At 39.4% G+C, this 15,077-nt stretch carries 11 protein-coding genes; 2 read left to right on the top strand and 9 right to left on the bottom strand.

Annotated features, from left to right (window positions below; all coding sequences use genetic code 11):
* Positions 1 to 128 precede the first annotated feature (128 nt).
* On the top strand, positions 129 to 797 hold the full coding sequence (locus ISU02_RS19930; protein ID WP_194703604.1) for a hypothetical protein: 669 nt from the start codon (positions 129 to 131) through the stop codon (positions 795 to 797).
* A gap of 189 nt (positions 798 to 986) precedes the next feature.
* On the opposite strand, the gene uvrA is transcribed toward ISU02_RS19930, so the two are convergent.
* The 7 genes from uvrA to ftsE all read right to left on the bottom strand — a co-directional run bounded on the left by uvrA (position 987) and on the right by ftsE (position 10,145).
* Positions 987 to 3,806 carry an excinuclease ABC subunit UvrA gene (uvrA, locus tag ISU02_RS19925; protein WP_194703603.1) on the bottom strand — a complete coding sequence of 940 codons (2,820 nt, stop codon included), beginning with the start codon at positions 3,804 to 3,806 and terminating at the stop codon, positions 987 to 989.
* A gap of 2 nt (positions 3,807 to 3,808) precedes the next feature.
* Positions 3,809 to 5,791, bottom strand: a complete 1,983-nt coding sequence (gene uvrB / locus ISU02_RS19920; RefSeq protein ID WP_194703602.1) for an excinuclease ABC subunit UvrB — start codon at positions 5,789 to 5,791, stop codon at positions 3,809 to 3,811.
* A 158-nt stretch (positions 5,792 to 5,949) separates the two neighbouring features.
* Complete coding sequence (locus ISU02_RS19915; protein WP_194703601.1) at positions 5,950 to 6,177, bottom strand: hypothetical protein; 228 nt, start codon at positions 6,175 to 6,177, stop codon at positions 5,950 to 5,952.
* Positions 6,178 to 6,207: 30 nt separating this feature from the next.
* Positions 6,208 to 7,422 carry a S41 family peptidase gene (locus tag ISU02_RS19910; protein ID WP_194703600.1) on the bottom strand — a complete coding sequence of 405 codons (1,215 nt, stop codon included), beginning with the start codon at positions 7,420 to 7,422 and terminating at the stop codon, positions 6,208 to 6,210.
* 10 nt (positions 7,423 to 7,432) lie between these two features.
* Positions 7,433 to 8,566, bottom strand: a complete 1,134-nt coding sequence (locus ISU02_RS19905) for a murein hydrolase activator EnvC family protein (protein WP_194703599.1) — start codon at positions 8,564 to 8,566, stop codon at positions 7,433 to 7,435.
* A gap of 9 nt (positions 8,567 to 8,575) precedes the next feature.
* The gene (ftsX, locus tag ISU02_RS19900; RefSeq protein ID WP_194703598.1) at positions 8,576 to 9,469 is read right to left on the bottom strand and encodes a permease-like cell division protein FtsX; all 894 of its coding nucleotides are present in this window, start codon (positions 9,467 to 9,469) and stop codon (positions 8,576 to 8,578) included.
* Entirely contained in the window at positions 9,459 to 10,145 is a 687-nt protein-coding gene (gene ftsE, locus ISU02_RS19895) for a cell division ATP-binding protein FtsE (RefSeq protein WP_194703597.1), read from the bottom strand. The genes ftsX and ftsE overlap by 11 nt, the downstream gene beginning before the upstream one ends.
* Before the next feature lie 230 nt (positions 10,146 to 10,375).
* Here ftsE and ISU02_RS19890 point away from each other — a divergent pair, with 230 nt between their 5' ends.
* A complete protein-coding gene (locus tag ISU02_RS19890; RefSeq protein WP_194703596.1) occupies positions 10,376 to 10,942 on the top strand; it encodes a 5-formyltetrahydrofolate cyclo-ligase in 567 nt (188 codons plus the stop codon).
* 163 nt (positions 10,943 to 11,105) lie between these two features.
* Here ISU02_RS19890 and ISU02_RS19885 read toward each other — a convergent pair whose 3' ends face one another.
* Together ISU02_RS19885 and rpsA are read right to left on the bottom strand one after the other, a co-directional pair.
* Positions 11,106 to 13,607, bottom strand: a complete 2,502-nt coding sequence (locus tag ISU02_RS19885; RefSeq protein WP_228727898.1) for a Lon protease family protein — start codon at positions 13,605 to 13,607, stop codon at positions 11,106 to 11,108.
* A gap of 252 nt (positions 13,608 to 13,859) precedes the next feature.
* Positions 13,860 to 15,008 (bottom strand): 30S ribosomal protein S1, encoded by a 1,149-nt coding sequence (rpsA, locus tag ISU02_RS19880; protein ID WP_194703595.1) that lies wholly within the window; start codon positions 15,006 to 15,008, stop codon positions 13,860 to 13,862.
* Positions 15,009 to 15,077: the final 69 nt, after the last annotated feature.

Raw genomic sequence — 15,077 nt, 5'->3', positions numbered from 1 at the left:
ATTCCTTTCCCAATGAAACCTACGTTTATTATAGCTGATTTTTTTCATAAAGTGTTTTAGTATTCTGGTTTTTTTAGTATAATAAATACTTAGAGCTTTGGATTTTAGATTTAGCGAGGAGACTTTTCATGAACAATACAACACGATCTCTAATTTTTTTTACAGGCTTATTGGCAATTATTTTTTATTATTTCTCGATTATACCCATGTTGCCCTTTGCCATGGAACAACCTACTTTTTATATCAATTACCTTGCGGCCTCGTTGCTTTTAGTCTTTCCATGGATACAACTTATCATGCGTAAAGGGGTACTTAAAAAATATAAGTTAAAAGACGAATCCCTATTTCAGCTTGCCATTCACGACGCTAAAGCCATTCATCGCATTACCTTTTATGCGATTGCTTTTCTGGTTATATTGTTCCCTGCAACGGGAAATAAACTGGATTTAAAAGCGCTTTTACCCGTGCATTATTTTACATTTGCCATTTGGCTATTCATTTCAGAATTATGGATTTATGTGACTTACAAGACAACTAAAGCCTACTTTGGCAGAGAATACATCCTTATTTCAGGCCTAGATTTCAGACTTGACTTTCCATTTGGGTCCATGCTCTACTCACATTCTGGCGTTTATCATTATACTGATTTTAAGTATTACTACATCGAAGGTCAAATTATTTATCTCGTCCTTGAAAACGAGCAAGGTAAAATTGCTGTTGAAGCTGAACCTTCTTATGTAAGTAACATCACCAGTTATTTGAGCGCACAAAAAGTAAAGGCCATTAAACCATATTAGCACGCCATAGACCAATAGGTGCTCCATTCACTACACGTGATGAAGCACCTATTTTAATGTCCCTTAGTCTGTTTTACATATTGTTTATACAAATCCATATACATTGTATATATATCATTCATATAACATATTATTTGTATCATTTGTATTATTTATCTTATTATTTGTATCATTTATCTTAACGATCGCTTAGAGCATCTTTCTCAAAAATTCGCCGGTGTAAGAAGTCTTGTGTTTTGCCACGTGTTCTGGGGTCCCAGTGACCAATATAGTCCCGCCGTTGTCGCCACCATCTGGTCCCAAATCGATAATATGATCCGAAGACTTAATCACGTCTAAATTGTGTTCAATGACTACAATCGTATTACCGGCATCTACTAATTTTTGAAGCACCTCAATGAGGTTGTGAACATCTGCCGTATGAAGTCCAGTTGTCGGCTCATCTAAAATATAGAGCGTCTTCCCAGTACTCACCTTGCTCAGTTCGGTGGCAAGTTTTATACGCTGTGCCTCTCCACCAGATAGTTGAGTAGACGGTTGTCCTAATCTGATGTAACCCAGTCCAACATCATGAAGCGTTTGAATTTTTCTTTTAATCTTCGGAATATTGGCAAAATACTCAAGTGCCTCTTCCACTGTTAATTCCAACACATCTGCTATGTTCTTGCCTTTATAGCGCACTTCTAAAGTTTCACGGTTATATCTCTTGCCCTTACACACATCACATTGAACATAGACATCAGGCAAAAAATGCATTTCGATTTTTATGATCCCATCACCTTTACAATGCTCACATCTGCCGCCATTTACATTGAAGCTAAATCGCCCTTTTTGATAACCTCGCATCTTGGCTTCAGGTACTTGTGCAAAGATATCTCTAATGTGGTCAAAGACACCTGTATAAGTTGCAGGATTTGATCTCGGCGTTCTTCCAATCGGTGATTGATCAATATCAATTACCTTGTCAATATGTTCAAGACCTATAATTTCATCGTGTTTTCCAGCTTTCATTCGGCTCTTGTTAAGTTTTATTGCACATGACTTATAGAGAATCTCATTGATTAAAGTGCTCTTTCCAGAGCCAGATACCCCTGTGATTGAACAGAATACACCCAGAGGAATATCCACATTAATATTTTTAAGGTTGTTTTCAGAGGCACCTTTTATCGTAATTTTGTTGCCATTTGAAGTACGTCTCACTGCTGGCACTTCAATCTTTTTCTTGCCTGATAAGTACTGACCGGTTAGCGATGCTTCCGAAGCCAATATATCTTCAATCGTGCCCTCTGCTATGATTTCACCACCGTGTTCACCAGCACCTGGTCCTAAATCCAAAATGTAATCTGCTTCCATAATGGTTTCCTCATCGTGTTCAACGACGATTAGGGTATTGCCAAGATCCGTGAGATTTCGAAGTGTTTTTAAAAGTTTTTGGTTGTCTTTTTGATGGAGCCCTATGCTGGGTTCATCTAAAATGTAGAGCACACCCACTAAGCCTGATCCTATTTGCGTTGCCAGTCTAATACGTTGTGATTCACCACCCGATAACGTACTGGCTGCACGTGCAAGTGATAAGTATTCAAGTCCAACATTTTTAAGAAATAGCAACCTCGCATTGATCTCCTTTAGAATTTGATCAGCAATCTCCATTTGCGTAGAGCCAAGCTTCAAGTTCTCAAAAAAGACAATGGCATCTTTTACCGATAACGCTGTCACTTCAATGATGCTCTTACCACCCACTGTAACCGCTAAAACTTCGTCCTTTAAGCGATTTCCATGACAGGTCTCACACTCAATGAGACTCATAAACTCATCGATTTTCTGTCTGATATACTCTGAAGTGGTGGCCGCATACCTTCTCTCATAATTGTTGACCAGACCTTCAAATGGACGGTTAAATTCTGAAAAGCCCACATACTTACTGTCATATTGGAATGTCACATTGCGTTTACCCGTACCGTAAAAGATTTCCTGTTTCAACTGTTTTGGAAAGTCCTTAAAGGGGACGTCTTTAGAGACGCCGTGATATTCCAGCAATGCGTGAATCATACTCACATAAAAAGTGCCTTCTGCACTATTGGCAATGGGCAATAGCGCCCCTTCACTTACAGACAACTTCACGTCTGGCACAAGCAATTCAGGGTCTACTTTCTTGGTAAAACCCAGCCCGTTACAATCTGGACAAGCACCGTAGGGCGCGTTAAAAGAAAACATTCTCGGTTCCATTTCAGCTATGCCTTGACCATGATCTGGACAAGAAAACTGAGTATTAAAAATGAGATCTTCACTGTCAATACAGTTGATGACAATCAATCCACCAGATAACTTGAGAACGGTTTCAAGCGAGTCTGTCAATCTCTGTTGTATGCCTTCTTTTATAATAAGGCGATCCACAACGACTTCTATGGTATTTTTTTTGGTTTTCGTAAGGGTGATTTCTTCTGCAAGATCAACGACTTCACCATTGATGCGCGCTCTTACATAGCCCTCTTTTCTCAATTGTTCAAGCACCTTGGTATGTTGCCCTTTTTTACCCACGACAATAGGCGCAAGTACTTGAATTTTAGTATTGTTTTCAAGTTGCATCACTTGATCTACAATTTGATCCACGGATTGAGGCGCAATCTCTATGCCGCAAACGGGACAATGAGGAATGCCTGTTCTCGCATACAGCAGTCTCAAGTAGTCATAGATTTCAGTGACGGTTCCCACAGTGGATCTGGGGTTTCTATTGGTTGTCTTCTGATCGATGGAAATGGCGGGTGATAGCCCTTCGATATACTCCACATTTGGCTTTTCCATCTGACCTAAAAATTGTCTCGCATAAGAAGATAAACTCTCAACATATCTCCTTTGACCTTCTGCATAGATTGTATCAAAGGCAAGTGATGATTTGCCTGAACCGCTGAGCCCTGTAATAACCACCAGTTGATCTCGTGGAATACTCACATCAACATCTTTCAAATTGTGCTCTTTGGCACCTTTTACATAAATACTATTTTTACTCATCATTATTTCCTCAATTTCGTCTCTCTAATTTCTACGATCATGTCTCTGAGTTCAGCAGCACGTTCGAATTGTAGTTTTCTGGATGCTTCCATCATTTCTTCTTCTAATGTCTCCACATAGGATTTAAGTTCTTTCTTCGTCATTTTCTTAATTTTGTCCACTTCATAAGCGACCACTTCTTCCGCTGCAACAGTGGCTTCTATAACATCTCGAATACCTTTGACAATCCCTGCTGGCGTAATATTGTGCACTTCATTATACTTGGTTTGAATCTGTCTTCTTCTGTTCGTTTCATCCAGCGCAAGTTTCATGGAACGGGTTATCTGATCCGCATACATGATGACCTTGCCATTGATATTTCTAGCAGCACGTCCAATCGTCTGCACTAATGATGTTTCAGATCTTAAAAAGCCTTCTTTATCCGCATCTAAAATGACGACTAGAGATACTTCAGGAATATCAAGGCCCTCTCTTAAAAGATTTATGCCCACCAACACATCAAAGACACCTTTTCTAAGATCATGTAAAATGCTCATTCTCTCCATTGTCTTGACATCCGAATGCAAATATCTGACTTTAATTTCCATCTTCTTAAAGTAGTCCGTCAAATCCTCTGCCATCTTTTTGGTCAAAGTTGTCACCAGTACACGTTCTTTTTGTTCTATTCTCTTGACGATTTCCGAATACAAATCATCGATTTGTCCCTTAATCGGTCTCACTTCTATTTCTGGATCAATCAAGCCAGTGGGTCTAATGATCTGCTCAACAGCCTTATCACTGTGTTCATATTCATATGGGCCAGGTGTTGCACTTACAAACAGAGCTTGATTGATGAGTTTTTCGAACTCATCAAAGTTTAAAGGCCGATTGTCTCTTGCTGATGGCAATCTAAATCCATAATCCACAAGAGACTGCTTCCTCGTCTGGTCCCCGCCATACATGGCTCTTATTTGAGGGATAGTCACATGTGACTCATCAATGACAATGAGATAGTCCTCTGGAAAATAATCCAGCAATGTAAAGGGCCTACTGCCAGGCGGTCTACCCGATAAAATTCTTGCGTAGTTTTCAATGCCTTGGCAGAAACCAACCTCTCTGAGCATTTCAATATCATATTTTGTACGCTGTTCTATTCTCTGAGCTTCAATTAATTTATTGTGATCCTTAAAATACTTAATCGTCTCTTCCAGCTCTGTTTCAATATTCCCAATCGCCTCTTCAAGTTTATCCTTTGGCGTCACATAATGCGAAGCAGGATAGAGCGTCACATGATTGCGATAACCTAGTATTTCCCCAGTCAGTGCGTTGACCTCTGCAATTCGGTCGATCTCGTCTCCAAAGAGTTCAATGCGATAGGCCCTTTCGAACTCATACGAGGGCATGACTTCAATCACATCTCCACGAACTCTAAAGGTATTCCGAGTAAAGTTGATGTCATTACGCGTATACTGAATATCAATCAATCTTCTGAGAATGTCCTCTCTGGATTTCTCCATACCCGGTCTTATGGATAAAGTCATTGTAGAGTAGTCAATTGGGTCCCCTAAGCCGTATATACAAGACACCGAAGCCACAATGATGACGTCTCTGCGCTCAAATAGAGCGGATGTTGCCGAATGTCTTAGTTTATCTATCTCATCATTAATGGATGCGTCTTTTTCAATATAAGTGTCTGAGTGCGCAACATAGGCTTCCGGTTGATAATAATCATAATAGCTGACAAAGTACTCCACCGCATTGTCGGGAAAAAACTCTCTAAACTCTGATGCAAGCTGAGCTGCCAAAGTTTTATTATGGGCGATAACCAACGTGGGCTTTTGTACGCGTTCGATGACGTTGGCCACTGTAAAGGTCTTCCCTGAACCGGTTACACCCAGCAAGGTATTGTATTTTTGATTTCGATCTATGGCAGCAACCAAACTCTCAATCGCCTCTGGCTGATCTCCTGTAGGCTTATAATCTGATACTATTTTAAATCGACTCATACCGTCCTCCAAACATTTGTTCGTATTTTAATTATATATTTTTTCTAGTTGCCCGTCAAATAGATTTTTGTCATTTTAAAAAGAGCTCATAGACTTACAAGAGGTTCTACGAACCGCTGTAATCTATAAGCTCTCCATTTAATCTTCAATCCACATTTCTACCAAAAGTGAAGCAATATAAACGTCCCGATAACTAAGGCGAATAAAATACCTGCAACAACTGCACCGACATTGCTGCCTTTGCCCGACGCTCTATCCTCCGTCTCCAAAGGTCTTATAAGCAATTGCTCTTGCTCGCTTAAAGACTCCGGATCAACTATCCCTTGAAGCTTGAGCCCTAACTTTTTAATCTCCTGCCCTGTTGTCACATATTTCGAGACGTCCATAGCTGTACCTCCTTCATCTTTATGGAACTGCTACTTAACTTTTTCTTTTAAAATTTCAATTGCCTTCTGAAGTTGATTGTCATCTTCATCCGTTGGATTTTCAATCTTATTATAATTTTCATCAAGTGGTACCACCACATCTGGCTCAATGCCTATTTTGTGAATGTTTTTGCCAGACGGTGTAAAGTATTCGGAAGTGGTCAGTTTCAAACCCGTGCCATCCTTAAGCGGTCTTACAATTTGTACGATGCCCTTACCAAATGTCGTCACACCGACGATGGTTGCTGCGTTATTGTCTTTTAAGGCCCCAGTCAAGATTTCAGATGCACTTGCTGAACCTTGATCCACTAAGACAACCAGTTCCACATCGAATTTCTTAGCATCTGACTCAAAGCGTTCATTGTCTCCATTGCGGCTCTCTGTATAAACAATCAAAGATTTACCCAGTAAGCTATCTGCAATTTTAACACATTGATCCAAATAACCACCTGGATCTTGTCTGAGATCTATTACCACGCCTTTTGCCCCTTGACTCACAAGCTCTTTCATGTGTCTGTCAAATTCCGCTGCAGAGTTCTCATCAAACATGGACAGTCTTAAATAGCCCAAGTTCTCATCCAGCATTCTCGATTTGACAACTTTAACGTCGATCCAAGCTCTTTCGATATCGACATCAAATTTATCTTTAATCGATGGTCGATAGATCGTAAGGGTTACAGAAGTTCCTGGTTCTCCTTTTACCTTGGCAATCGTCTCATCCATAACTGATGCATCTACTGCTTCGCCATTGACGCCGATAATCAAATCTTTTGCCAAAAGACCTGCACGTTCTCCAGGTGTATCTTCAATTGGCGCAACGATTTCTATTTCATTATCGTCATTTGCAACTAAGTAAACGCCGATTCCCGGATATTCACCTGATGACGACTCCATATAGCTCTTGTATTCCTCTTTATTCATGAACACTGAATAAGGGTCTTCCAAAACACTGAAAATCCCCTTCTTCATGCCTTCAAGCATGAGCTCATCAGTGACGTCTTTATAATAGTTTTTTTCGATATAATCTTTTAAGATTTCTACTTCTTTGTACTTATTAATCGTCGTCTGATATGTTTCAAAATCATCTTTTGAGATGACAACTTTATCACCTAAATCCACTTGTGTCATGGTCGTTACAAAAAATGTAATTCCACTACTTGCAAATATAAGCAATACGGATAAAATAACCACATTAATTTTTTTCAATTTTAGCACCTCAATTTCCTTTTACATATTTTTCAGGATCGACAAAATCGCCATTGACACGCACTTCAAAGTGACAGTGTGGCCCTGAAGAATAGCCTGTACTTCCCGACTTTGCAATAAGGTCACCCTTATTTACTTTCTGACCCACTTTGCCTATTAGACTATCATTATGACCATAAAGCGTTGTATAACCGCCACCGTGATCCAAAATAATTACTTTACCGTACCCTCCGTACCACCCGGAGTAAATAACGGTCCCAGACTGTGCGGCTACGACATTAGAATTTCTTGAACATGATATATCAATGCCCGTGTGCATCTTATACACTTTGGAAATTGGATGCAACCGATTGCCAAAAGGCGAGCTAATCGTATAATTGCCCGGAACAGGCCACATCATTTCACCACCGACATAAGTCTCCGCAAGTTTCAAATTCTTAATAATTGAGGTCAACTGATTTGCTTCACCCATCATTTCATCTTCCAATTCTTCTAGGGAAGCTTGATCTTTTTGAAGCTTTTCTTTATAAGCAATCATAGATTTCAAATCTTTTTCAAGTGCACTTTGTTTCTCCTTCTTGGAGCTGATCAAAGACAACAGCTCTGCCTTTACCCCTTCTAATTCTGTTTTTTTCTGATCGATGAGATCCCTTTGTTCTTTTAAGAAGAGCAGAAGACTCTGATCTTGAGCTAATATACGCTGTATCATATCAATTCTCGAGAGCAGATCCGTAAAATCTTCTGAACCGAGTAAAACTTCTAAATATCCCACAGATCCCGTTTTGTACATAACCCTCAATCGGGCATTTAACAGTTCATTCTTTTCGCCAATTTTGACCTCAGCATCGGCAAGCTCTACCGTTTTCAAATCAATATCCGATTCAGTCTTATCTATGTCCAAATCTAATGATGCTATATCCTTTTCAAGGTTTTTAATGCTCGTACTGACTTTCTTGATGTTCGAAGCCGTTTTATTTTGAAGCGACTTGTTTTCATCAATAGAAGCATCCATAGATTCAATTTTTTGCTTAAGTTCTTCGAGCTCCCGCTCTTTCTTTTTGAGTTCGTCATTATTCGCCCAAGAAACTGTTGTGAAAATCAGCGTAAAAGCGAGTATTGCGGGAAGCCATTTTTTTAAATTCATCATAGCCTCCTAAACATTTAAGTACTTACGCATCGACCAAATACTGCCCAGTGCTCCAATGCCAGCACCAATCACTACAAATAAAAACACTAAGTCTTTCATGAGCACTTCGGGTTTGATGACATATGCCGCAATAAACACAAAAAAATCGGAACACAGCAAGTTATAGACATAACTGTACCCCATTTTGATGACTACCGCCGAAATGCCTGCACCTAATAACCCGAGGATCGTGCCTTCTACCAAGAAAGGCCATCTGATAAACCAGTTGGTGGCCCCAACATACTTCATAATGTTGATCTCCCGATTACGTGCGTTCACAGCAAGTTTTATTGTATTGTGTATAATAAAAGTTGAAATTGCAATGAGGATAAAGATGATAATTAGACCGGCCTTTCGGATCAGTTCGGAGAAAGTCAAAAGCGTCGTTACAATATCTTGATGTGATTTGACTTGTTCTATCCCATCTAAATTGCCCAATGAAGCAAGCACACTTTCCGAGTAGTAAATATCCGATAAATAGATAATAAAGGCATTAGGCAAAGGATTTTTCTCTAGGCCTTCCAGCATATAGGCATTTTCTTCCCATGATACCTTCCACTTGGTGAGGGCCTCATCCTTATTTTCATAAACAACGGACTCCACGCCAACCAGAGCTTCAATTTCACTTTGTAAAACTTGACCCTCTTCCGAGGATAAGCCATCTTCTAAGTAGACTTTAATGCTGTCAATTTGATCTTTCGCAGCCTGCGTCGATGCATTTACATTGACAATGAGTGAAAATATAATGCCCAATATAATAAGCGTTGCTGAAACCGATGAAATAGATGCAATGCTCATCAATCTATTTCGCCATAGGCTTTTTAAGGCTTCTCTTAATGTAAATAATGGTTTAATCGTCATAGCCATAGACTCCTATTTTCTCATCTCTTGCAACGCCACCGCGTTCAAGAGCGATAACACGTTTTTTCATAATATCCACGATGTCTTTATCATGTGTCGCCATCAGTATCGTTGTGCCACGCCTGTTAATCGTCCTAAGTATCTTCATTATTTCCCAAGAAGTCTCTGGATCTAGATTACCAGTGGGCTCATCTGCAATCAAAATAGGAGGGTTGTTGATCATAGCTCGTGCTATGGATACCCTCTGTTGCTCCCCACCAGACAATTGATTTGGATAGACATTGCCCTTTCCAGACAGGCCCACAAGAGACAAGATCATAGGCACTTGCTTTCTAATGGTTCTTTGAGGCGTTCCTAAAATCTCCATTGCGTAGGCGATATTTTCATAAACCGTCTTGTTGGGCAGCAATCTAAAATCTTGAAACACGACACCCACTTTGCGTCTCAAATAGGGGACGCGCCTACGATGTAATCTTGTAATATTAACATCATCCACCCATATTTTGCCCGTAGTTGCATCCACTTCTTTTAATATGGATTTGATAAAAGTGGATTTACCAGCACCGCTTGGACCCACTATAAACACAAATTCACCTTTTTCAATTTTTATATTGACATTATTAAGTGCCATTACGCCATTGTCATAGCGTTTGGAAACATTGCTAAACTCTATCATAAATGTCCTAACCCTTCTCACTTTTCCATTACACACTTTATACCATCATGCGCTAAGTCTGTCTTTGAGGGCTTAAACGCACTTATATCCTAAATGGGATTCAATCTCATTCCTTCTTATTATACTCAATTTTTCAGTGATAAGAAAGCATTCCTCTTATATTATACCTATACTTAAGACGCATTTTAAGTGTATAATTATTAAATAAATATTACACAGAGGTGAATAAAATGGATAAAAAACAAATCCGTCAAAATATACTTAAGGCACGTGCTGCACTATCAGAGCAGGAACGCACCGATTACAGCCAGAAGATCATGTCCTATCTGATTCATTCAGATGTCTTTAAAAAAGCCTCACAAGTGGCCTCCTTTGTTGATTTCAGAAATGAAGTTTGTATGATGCCTATTAATGATTATATACTTGATCAGGGGAAATCGCTATGCCTCCCCTATATTGATATGAAAAGCAAGACCATGACCTTTCATAAAGTTCAGACCTTATCCGAACTCAAATTGAGCACATATGGCATTTTAGAGCCTGATCCGAAAATACATCCACAAGTTGATTTGAGTCAGATCAACCTTGTTTTGACACCGGGGGTTGCCTTTGATGACAAGGGGTTTAGAATCGGTTACGGCGGTGGCTTTTATGACCGTTTTTTTGAAAAACTCAACCCAGAGATCTTCAAGTTTGGAATTGCATTTTCAATCCAGCAGCTCAACGCCATTCCCTTGGAACCGCATGATCTGCCTTTAACTGCACTCATTACCGAGAAAGGCATTCAGAAGTTTTAAAAAACTTATACATGCGTTCTAAAACATCTTGTAAATGCATTCAAAAATTTAACAAAACAGTTTAAGGTATTTTTATAGCTACTTTTATAATTCAAAAAAAAGGCGAGATCGGGTTTATTGATCTCGCCTCTTTTAAATTTCATTTTCTGTTTTAAAGGTTTTTTTACTGACCTTTTTTGTCCGCTAAAGGTGGCGTTTCCGGCTCTTGTTCTCGCTTTTCAACTTCGGGCTGAACCGCTGCCTTAGTAGGTGCTTTGGCTGCTGGTTTAGATTGTGATTTAGGTGGCGTCGCCAACTGTTTCAGTCTCTTATCCACCAAGTAGTGAATGGAGCCTTTTTCAAATACACCATTTTTATTGCGTTTACCCGCAGGTTTTCCCGTCAAGATTTCGATGCCTTCATCCACATGACTTATAGCCCATACACTGAACTTGCCCTCACTCACTGCCGTGACGATTTCAGGGTCCAACATGAGATTCTTAACATTTTGTCTTGGGATGATCACCCCTTGTTCACCATTTAACCCTTTCATTTTGCAAACTTTAAAGTAGCCTTCAATCTTCTCATTGACACCGCCTATAGGTTGAATCATACCTCTTTGATTGATGGAACCCGTCACCGCAATGGATTGATTAATCGGTACACCTGATAAATCCGAAAGCAGTGCATAGAGTTCTGTGCTGGATGCGCTGTCGCCGTCCACACCTGAATAGAGTTGTTCAAAAACGATACTTGCAGTGAGTGCCAATGGTCTATCCTGAGCAAACATCGACCCAAGATAACCCGTTAAAATCATGACACCTTTATCATGAATTTTACCACTGGTTCTTGCTTCTCGTTCAATATTGATGATGCCAGAGCGTCCTTGGTAGGTTGAAACCGTTATTTTAGAAGGTTTTCCAAAACTGTACATCCCTGCGCCTACCACAGCAAGTCCATTAATTTCTCCCACTTTATAACCCGTCACATCCATGAGATATGTGCCTTCTTCAAAAAGTGCCATGGTTTGCTCTTCATACTTGTTTGCTCTGTACTTTCTCTCATCCAGAGCTTTCTTGACGTGTTCTACTTTAACAAGATCCTCTTTATAATAGTTTGCCCATGCATCTGCCTCAATGACGATATCCCCTAGCGTCTTTAAGTGTGCTGTCAATTTCGTTTGATCGTCTGCAAGTCTTGTGGCATGATCCACAAGCATGGCAACTGCATCCGGCATAAAGTGATTGAGGTTGTCCATTTCGCACTTTGTCGATATAAACCTAGCAAACTTCGTGATATTTTCATCGTTGCGCTCCATATCCTCGTCAAAATCCGCCATGACTTTAAAGAGCTTTTGAAACTCTTCATCATATGCATTGAGTAGAGAATACGTATAGTAATCCCCTATGATAATAACTTTGACGTCAATAGAGATCGGTTGCGGTTTAATCGTATGAGATACCAGCGCCCCAGATGAAGTGATACGGCTGTCTATGGAAACAGATTCGTCTAAAAGCGATCGTTTTAAACTTTTCCAAGCATAAGGATTCGCCAAAATATCTTTCGCCAATAAAATGAGATAGCCGCCATTGGCCCTGTGAAGTGCCCCGGGTTTAATCATGGTGTAGTCCGTCTTCATGACACCCATTTCATTTAAGTACTCAATGCTACCGGCTAGATTGAAATACGTCGGATTGGACTCGAACACCACTGGTGCACTTTTCTTTTCTGAATTGTCCACAAAGAGATTGATGCGATAGCGTTCAAAAAAGGCTTCTGGATTTTGCTGTCCCACTGCAAACATTGCAAGGGGATTTTGTTCTTCAGTCTCCTGTTCTTCCTGTTTAAACGCATCTAGATTTTCAATGATGTCCTCTTCTAAGAATTCTAAATATCTTTTAATATCATCATTGTTTTTGTATTTTTCCTTGATGGCATCCAAATGGAATTTTACAAGATGTCGCCCCATCTGTTCATCTAAACTCTTCAATTTTGTTCTCAAATTTTCTTCTTCAAGGCGCAAACGATTGAATAAATCAATGGTTTCAAGATTCAATTTTTGAGAATTGCCCATCATGGTTTCATATTCTTCTTGTGTAATCGCTTTATATTCTTCTTCATTCATGGGTTTGCCCTCTTTAAGAGGAATACTTACAATCCCTTTTTCGCTTAAAGAAAATAGGAAGCCATATTTTTCGCCCACTGTATTTAATTTTTCAATCACGTTAGCAGAATGGATGTTGTATTCTTCCACAAGTTTTTGGCGTGCATTTTCATAATCTCTACTGGAAAAAATTTCTTCCATGCCCTTTCTCAAAAATCGGATAGAGCGTTCAACGTATTTGATAAAGTTTTTACCCTCTCCATTGTCTATTTTTATCGCAATTGGATGATACTGATCTTTAAAATTATTGACATAAAGCCAATCGGGAGGTGCTGGTTGTTTTATGGCTTGTTCTTCAGTAAGCATATTGACAAAACTGTTGCGCCCTGTGCCCCATTGTCCCGAAACATAGATATTATAGCCTTTTTTTGTGACATTCAAACCGAACAGCAAGGCTTTCTTTGCGCGTTCCTGACCGATAATGCCTCTGATTGGCGGTAAATCTTCTGTGGTTTTAAACTCGAATCTCTTGGGCTCACATTTGTTATTGAGTTGTTCAGGTTTTAGCTTTAAAAATTCCATAATCGCCTCCATATTGTCTATTTTATTTGAATTCGAATTAGAACGATTTATTGAATCAATCACCCCTGCTTTCATATTTCTACACAAACCCTTAATACCCTTTTTTTTATGTCAAAATCATTAAAAAAGCGAACTTTGCTTGAAATAAGTTGCCTCATTCAATCCAAGTTCGCCTTTTATTCTATCTATTAAGTGTATAATACCACGCACTTAACGCTCTTTTATGCCATTTAAAACTCTAATTGTTCCCATTTAAAACTTTAAGTTTTTAAGTTTATCTCCAAAGAGATCGCTTAAGGTCGTGCTTTGTTCTTCCTCTTCATAAGGTTCAAAGTCTAAGAGTTCAGCTTCTTTAGCCGCTTTCAGACTTAGAGCCATCTTTTGATTTTCACTGTCAATCTGAAGGATCATCACATCTATTGTATCGCCAACATTGACCACTTCCTGTACCTTAGAGACATGCTGTTCCGAAAGCTCAGAAATATGAATAAGGCCTTCTAAACCATCTTCAATCTCAACAAAAGCGCCAAAATTCATAATTCTAGTGACCTGCCCTGTGACGATATCATCCACTTGATAGTGCAGGTCAACGGTCTCCCAAGGACTTTCTTTAATGTCCGCCAGTTTAAGACTGATACGCTCTTTTTCTCTATTGACTTCAAGCACGATAACATCCACAAGATCCCCTTCTGCAACAACTTCACTTGGATGTTTAATGCGTTTATTGGACATCTGCGAAATGTGAATTAAACCATCCACACCACCTAAATCGACGAAAGCACCATAATTTGCCACTCTGACTATTTTACCGCTAATGCGATCATCCACCGATATTCTAGATAATCGATCTGCTTTTGTACGCTCTTGTGCCTCCTGCTCAATCACTTTTCGAGAAGCGACCACTTTTTGATCCTCTTTTTTGTAATCAATAAGTGCCACTTCAAGCGTTTGATGTAGATATGGTTTGAGATCGTCCACATAGGACAGCGCCACTTGTGAGGCAGGAATAAACACTCTAGCCCCTTTATAATCTGCAACTAATCCCCCTGAAACAACTTCTTTTACTTTAACTTTAAAAGTACGCTTGTTGTTGAATAATTTTTCAAACTCATCCCATACCAATATTTGATCTGCCTTTTTTTGAGATAGGAGCACATTGCCATCACCGTTATCTGATTTTAAGACAAATACAGAAATTTTTTGATCGACTTCAAAACCATCCGTCGACCCACCTGTAATTTCTTCTTTAGGAAGTACGCCGTCTGAACTGTAATTGATGTTCACAATAACCTCTTCTGCATTTACAGAGAGTATCGTCCCTTCGAGAACGTCTCCTTTTCGCAAGTCGTTGTTTGTTTCGTACTGTGCCATTAAATCTGCCATTGACATTGAATCACTCATGTTCATCCCTCCAAAATTGATATTGTTTTAGTGATCATAGTCAGAATGTCAAAATCCAGTTTCACACGA

Source organism: Fusibacter ferrireducens (assembly GCF_015352425.1).
In the GTDB taxonomy this organism is placed as follows: domain Bacteria; phylum Bacillota; class Clostridia; order Peptostreptococcales; family Acidaminobacteraceae; genus Fusibacter_A; species Fusibacter_A ferrireducens.
Note: the sequence above shows the minus strand (reverse complement) of the source record. Positions and strands in the feature narration are given on the sequence as shown.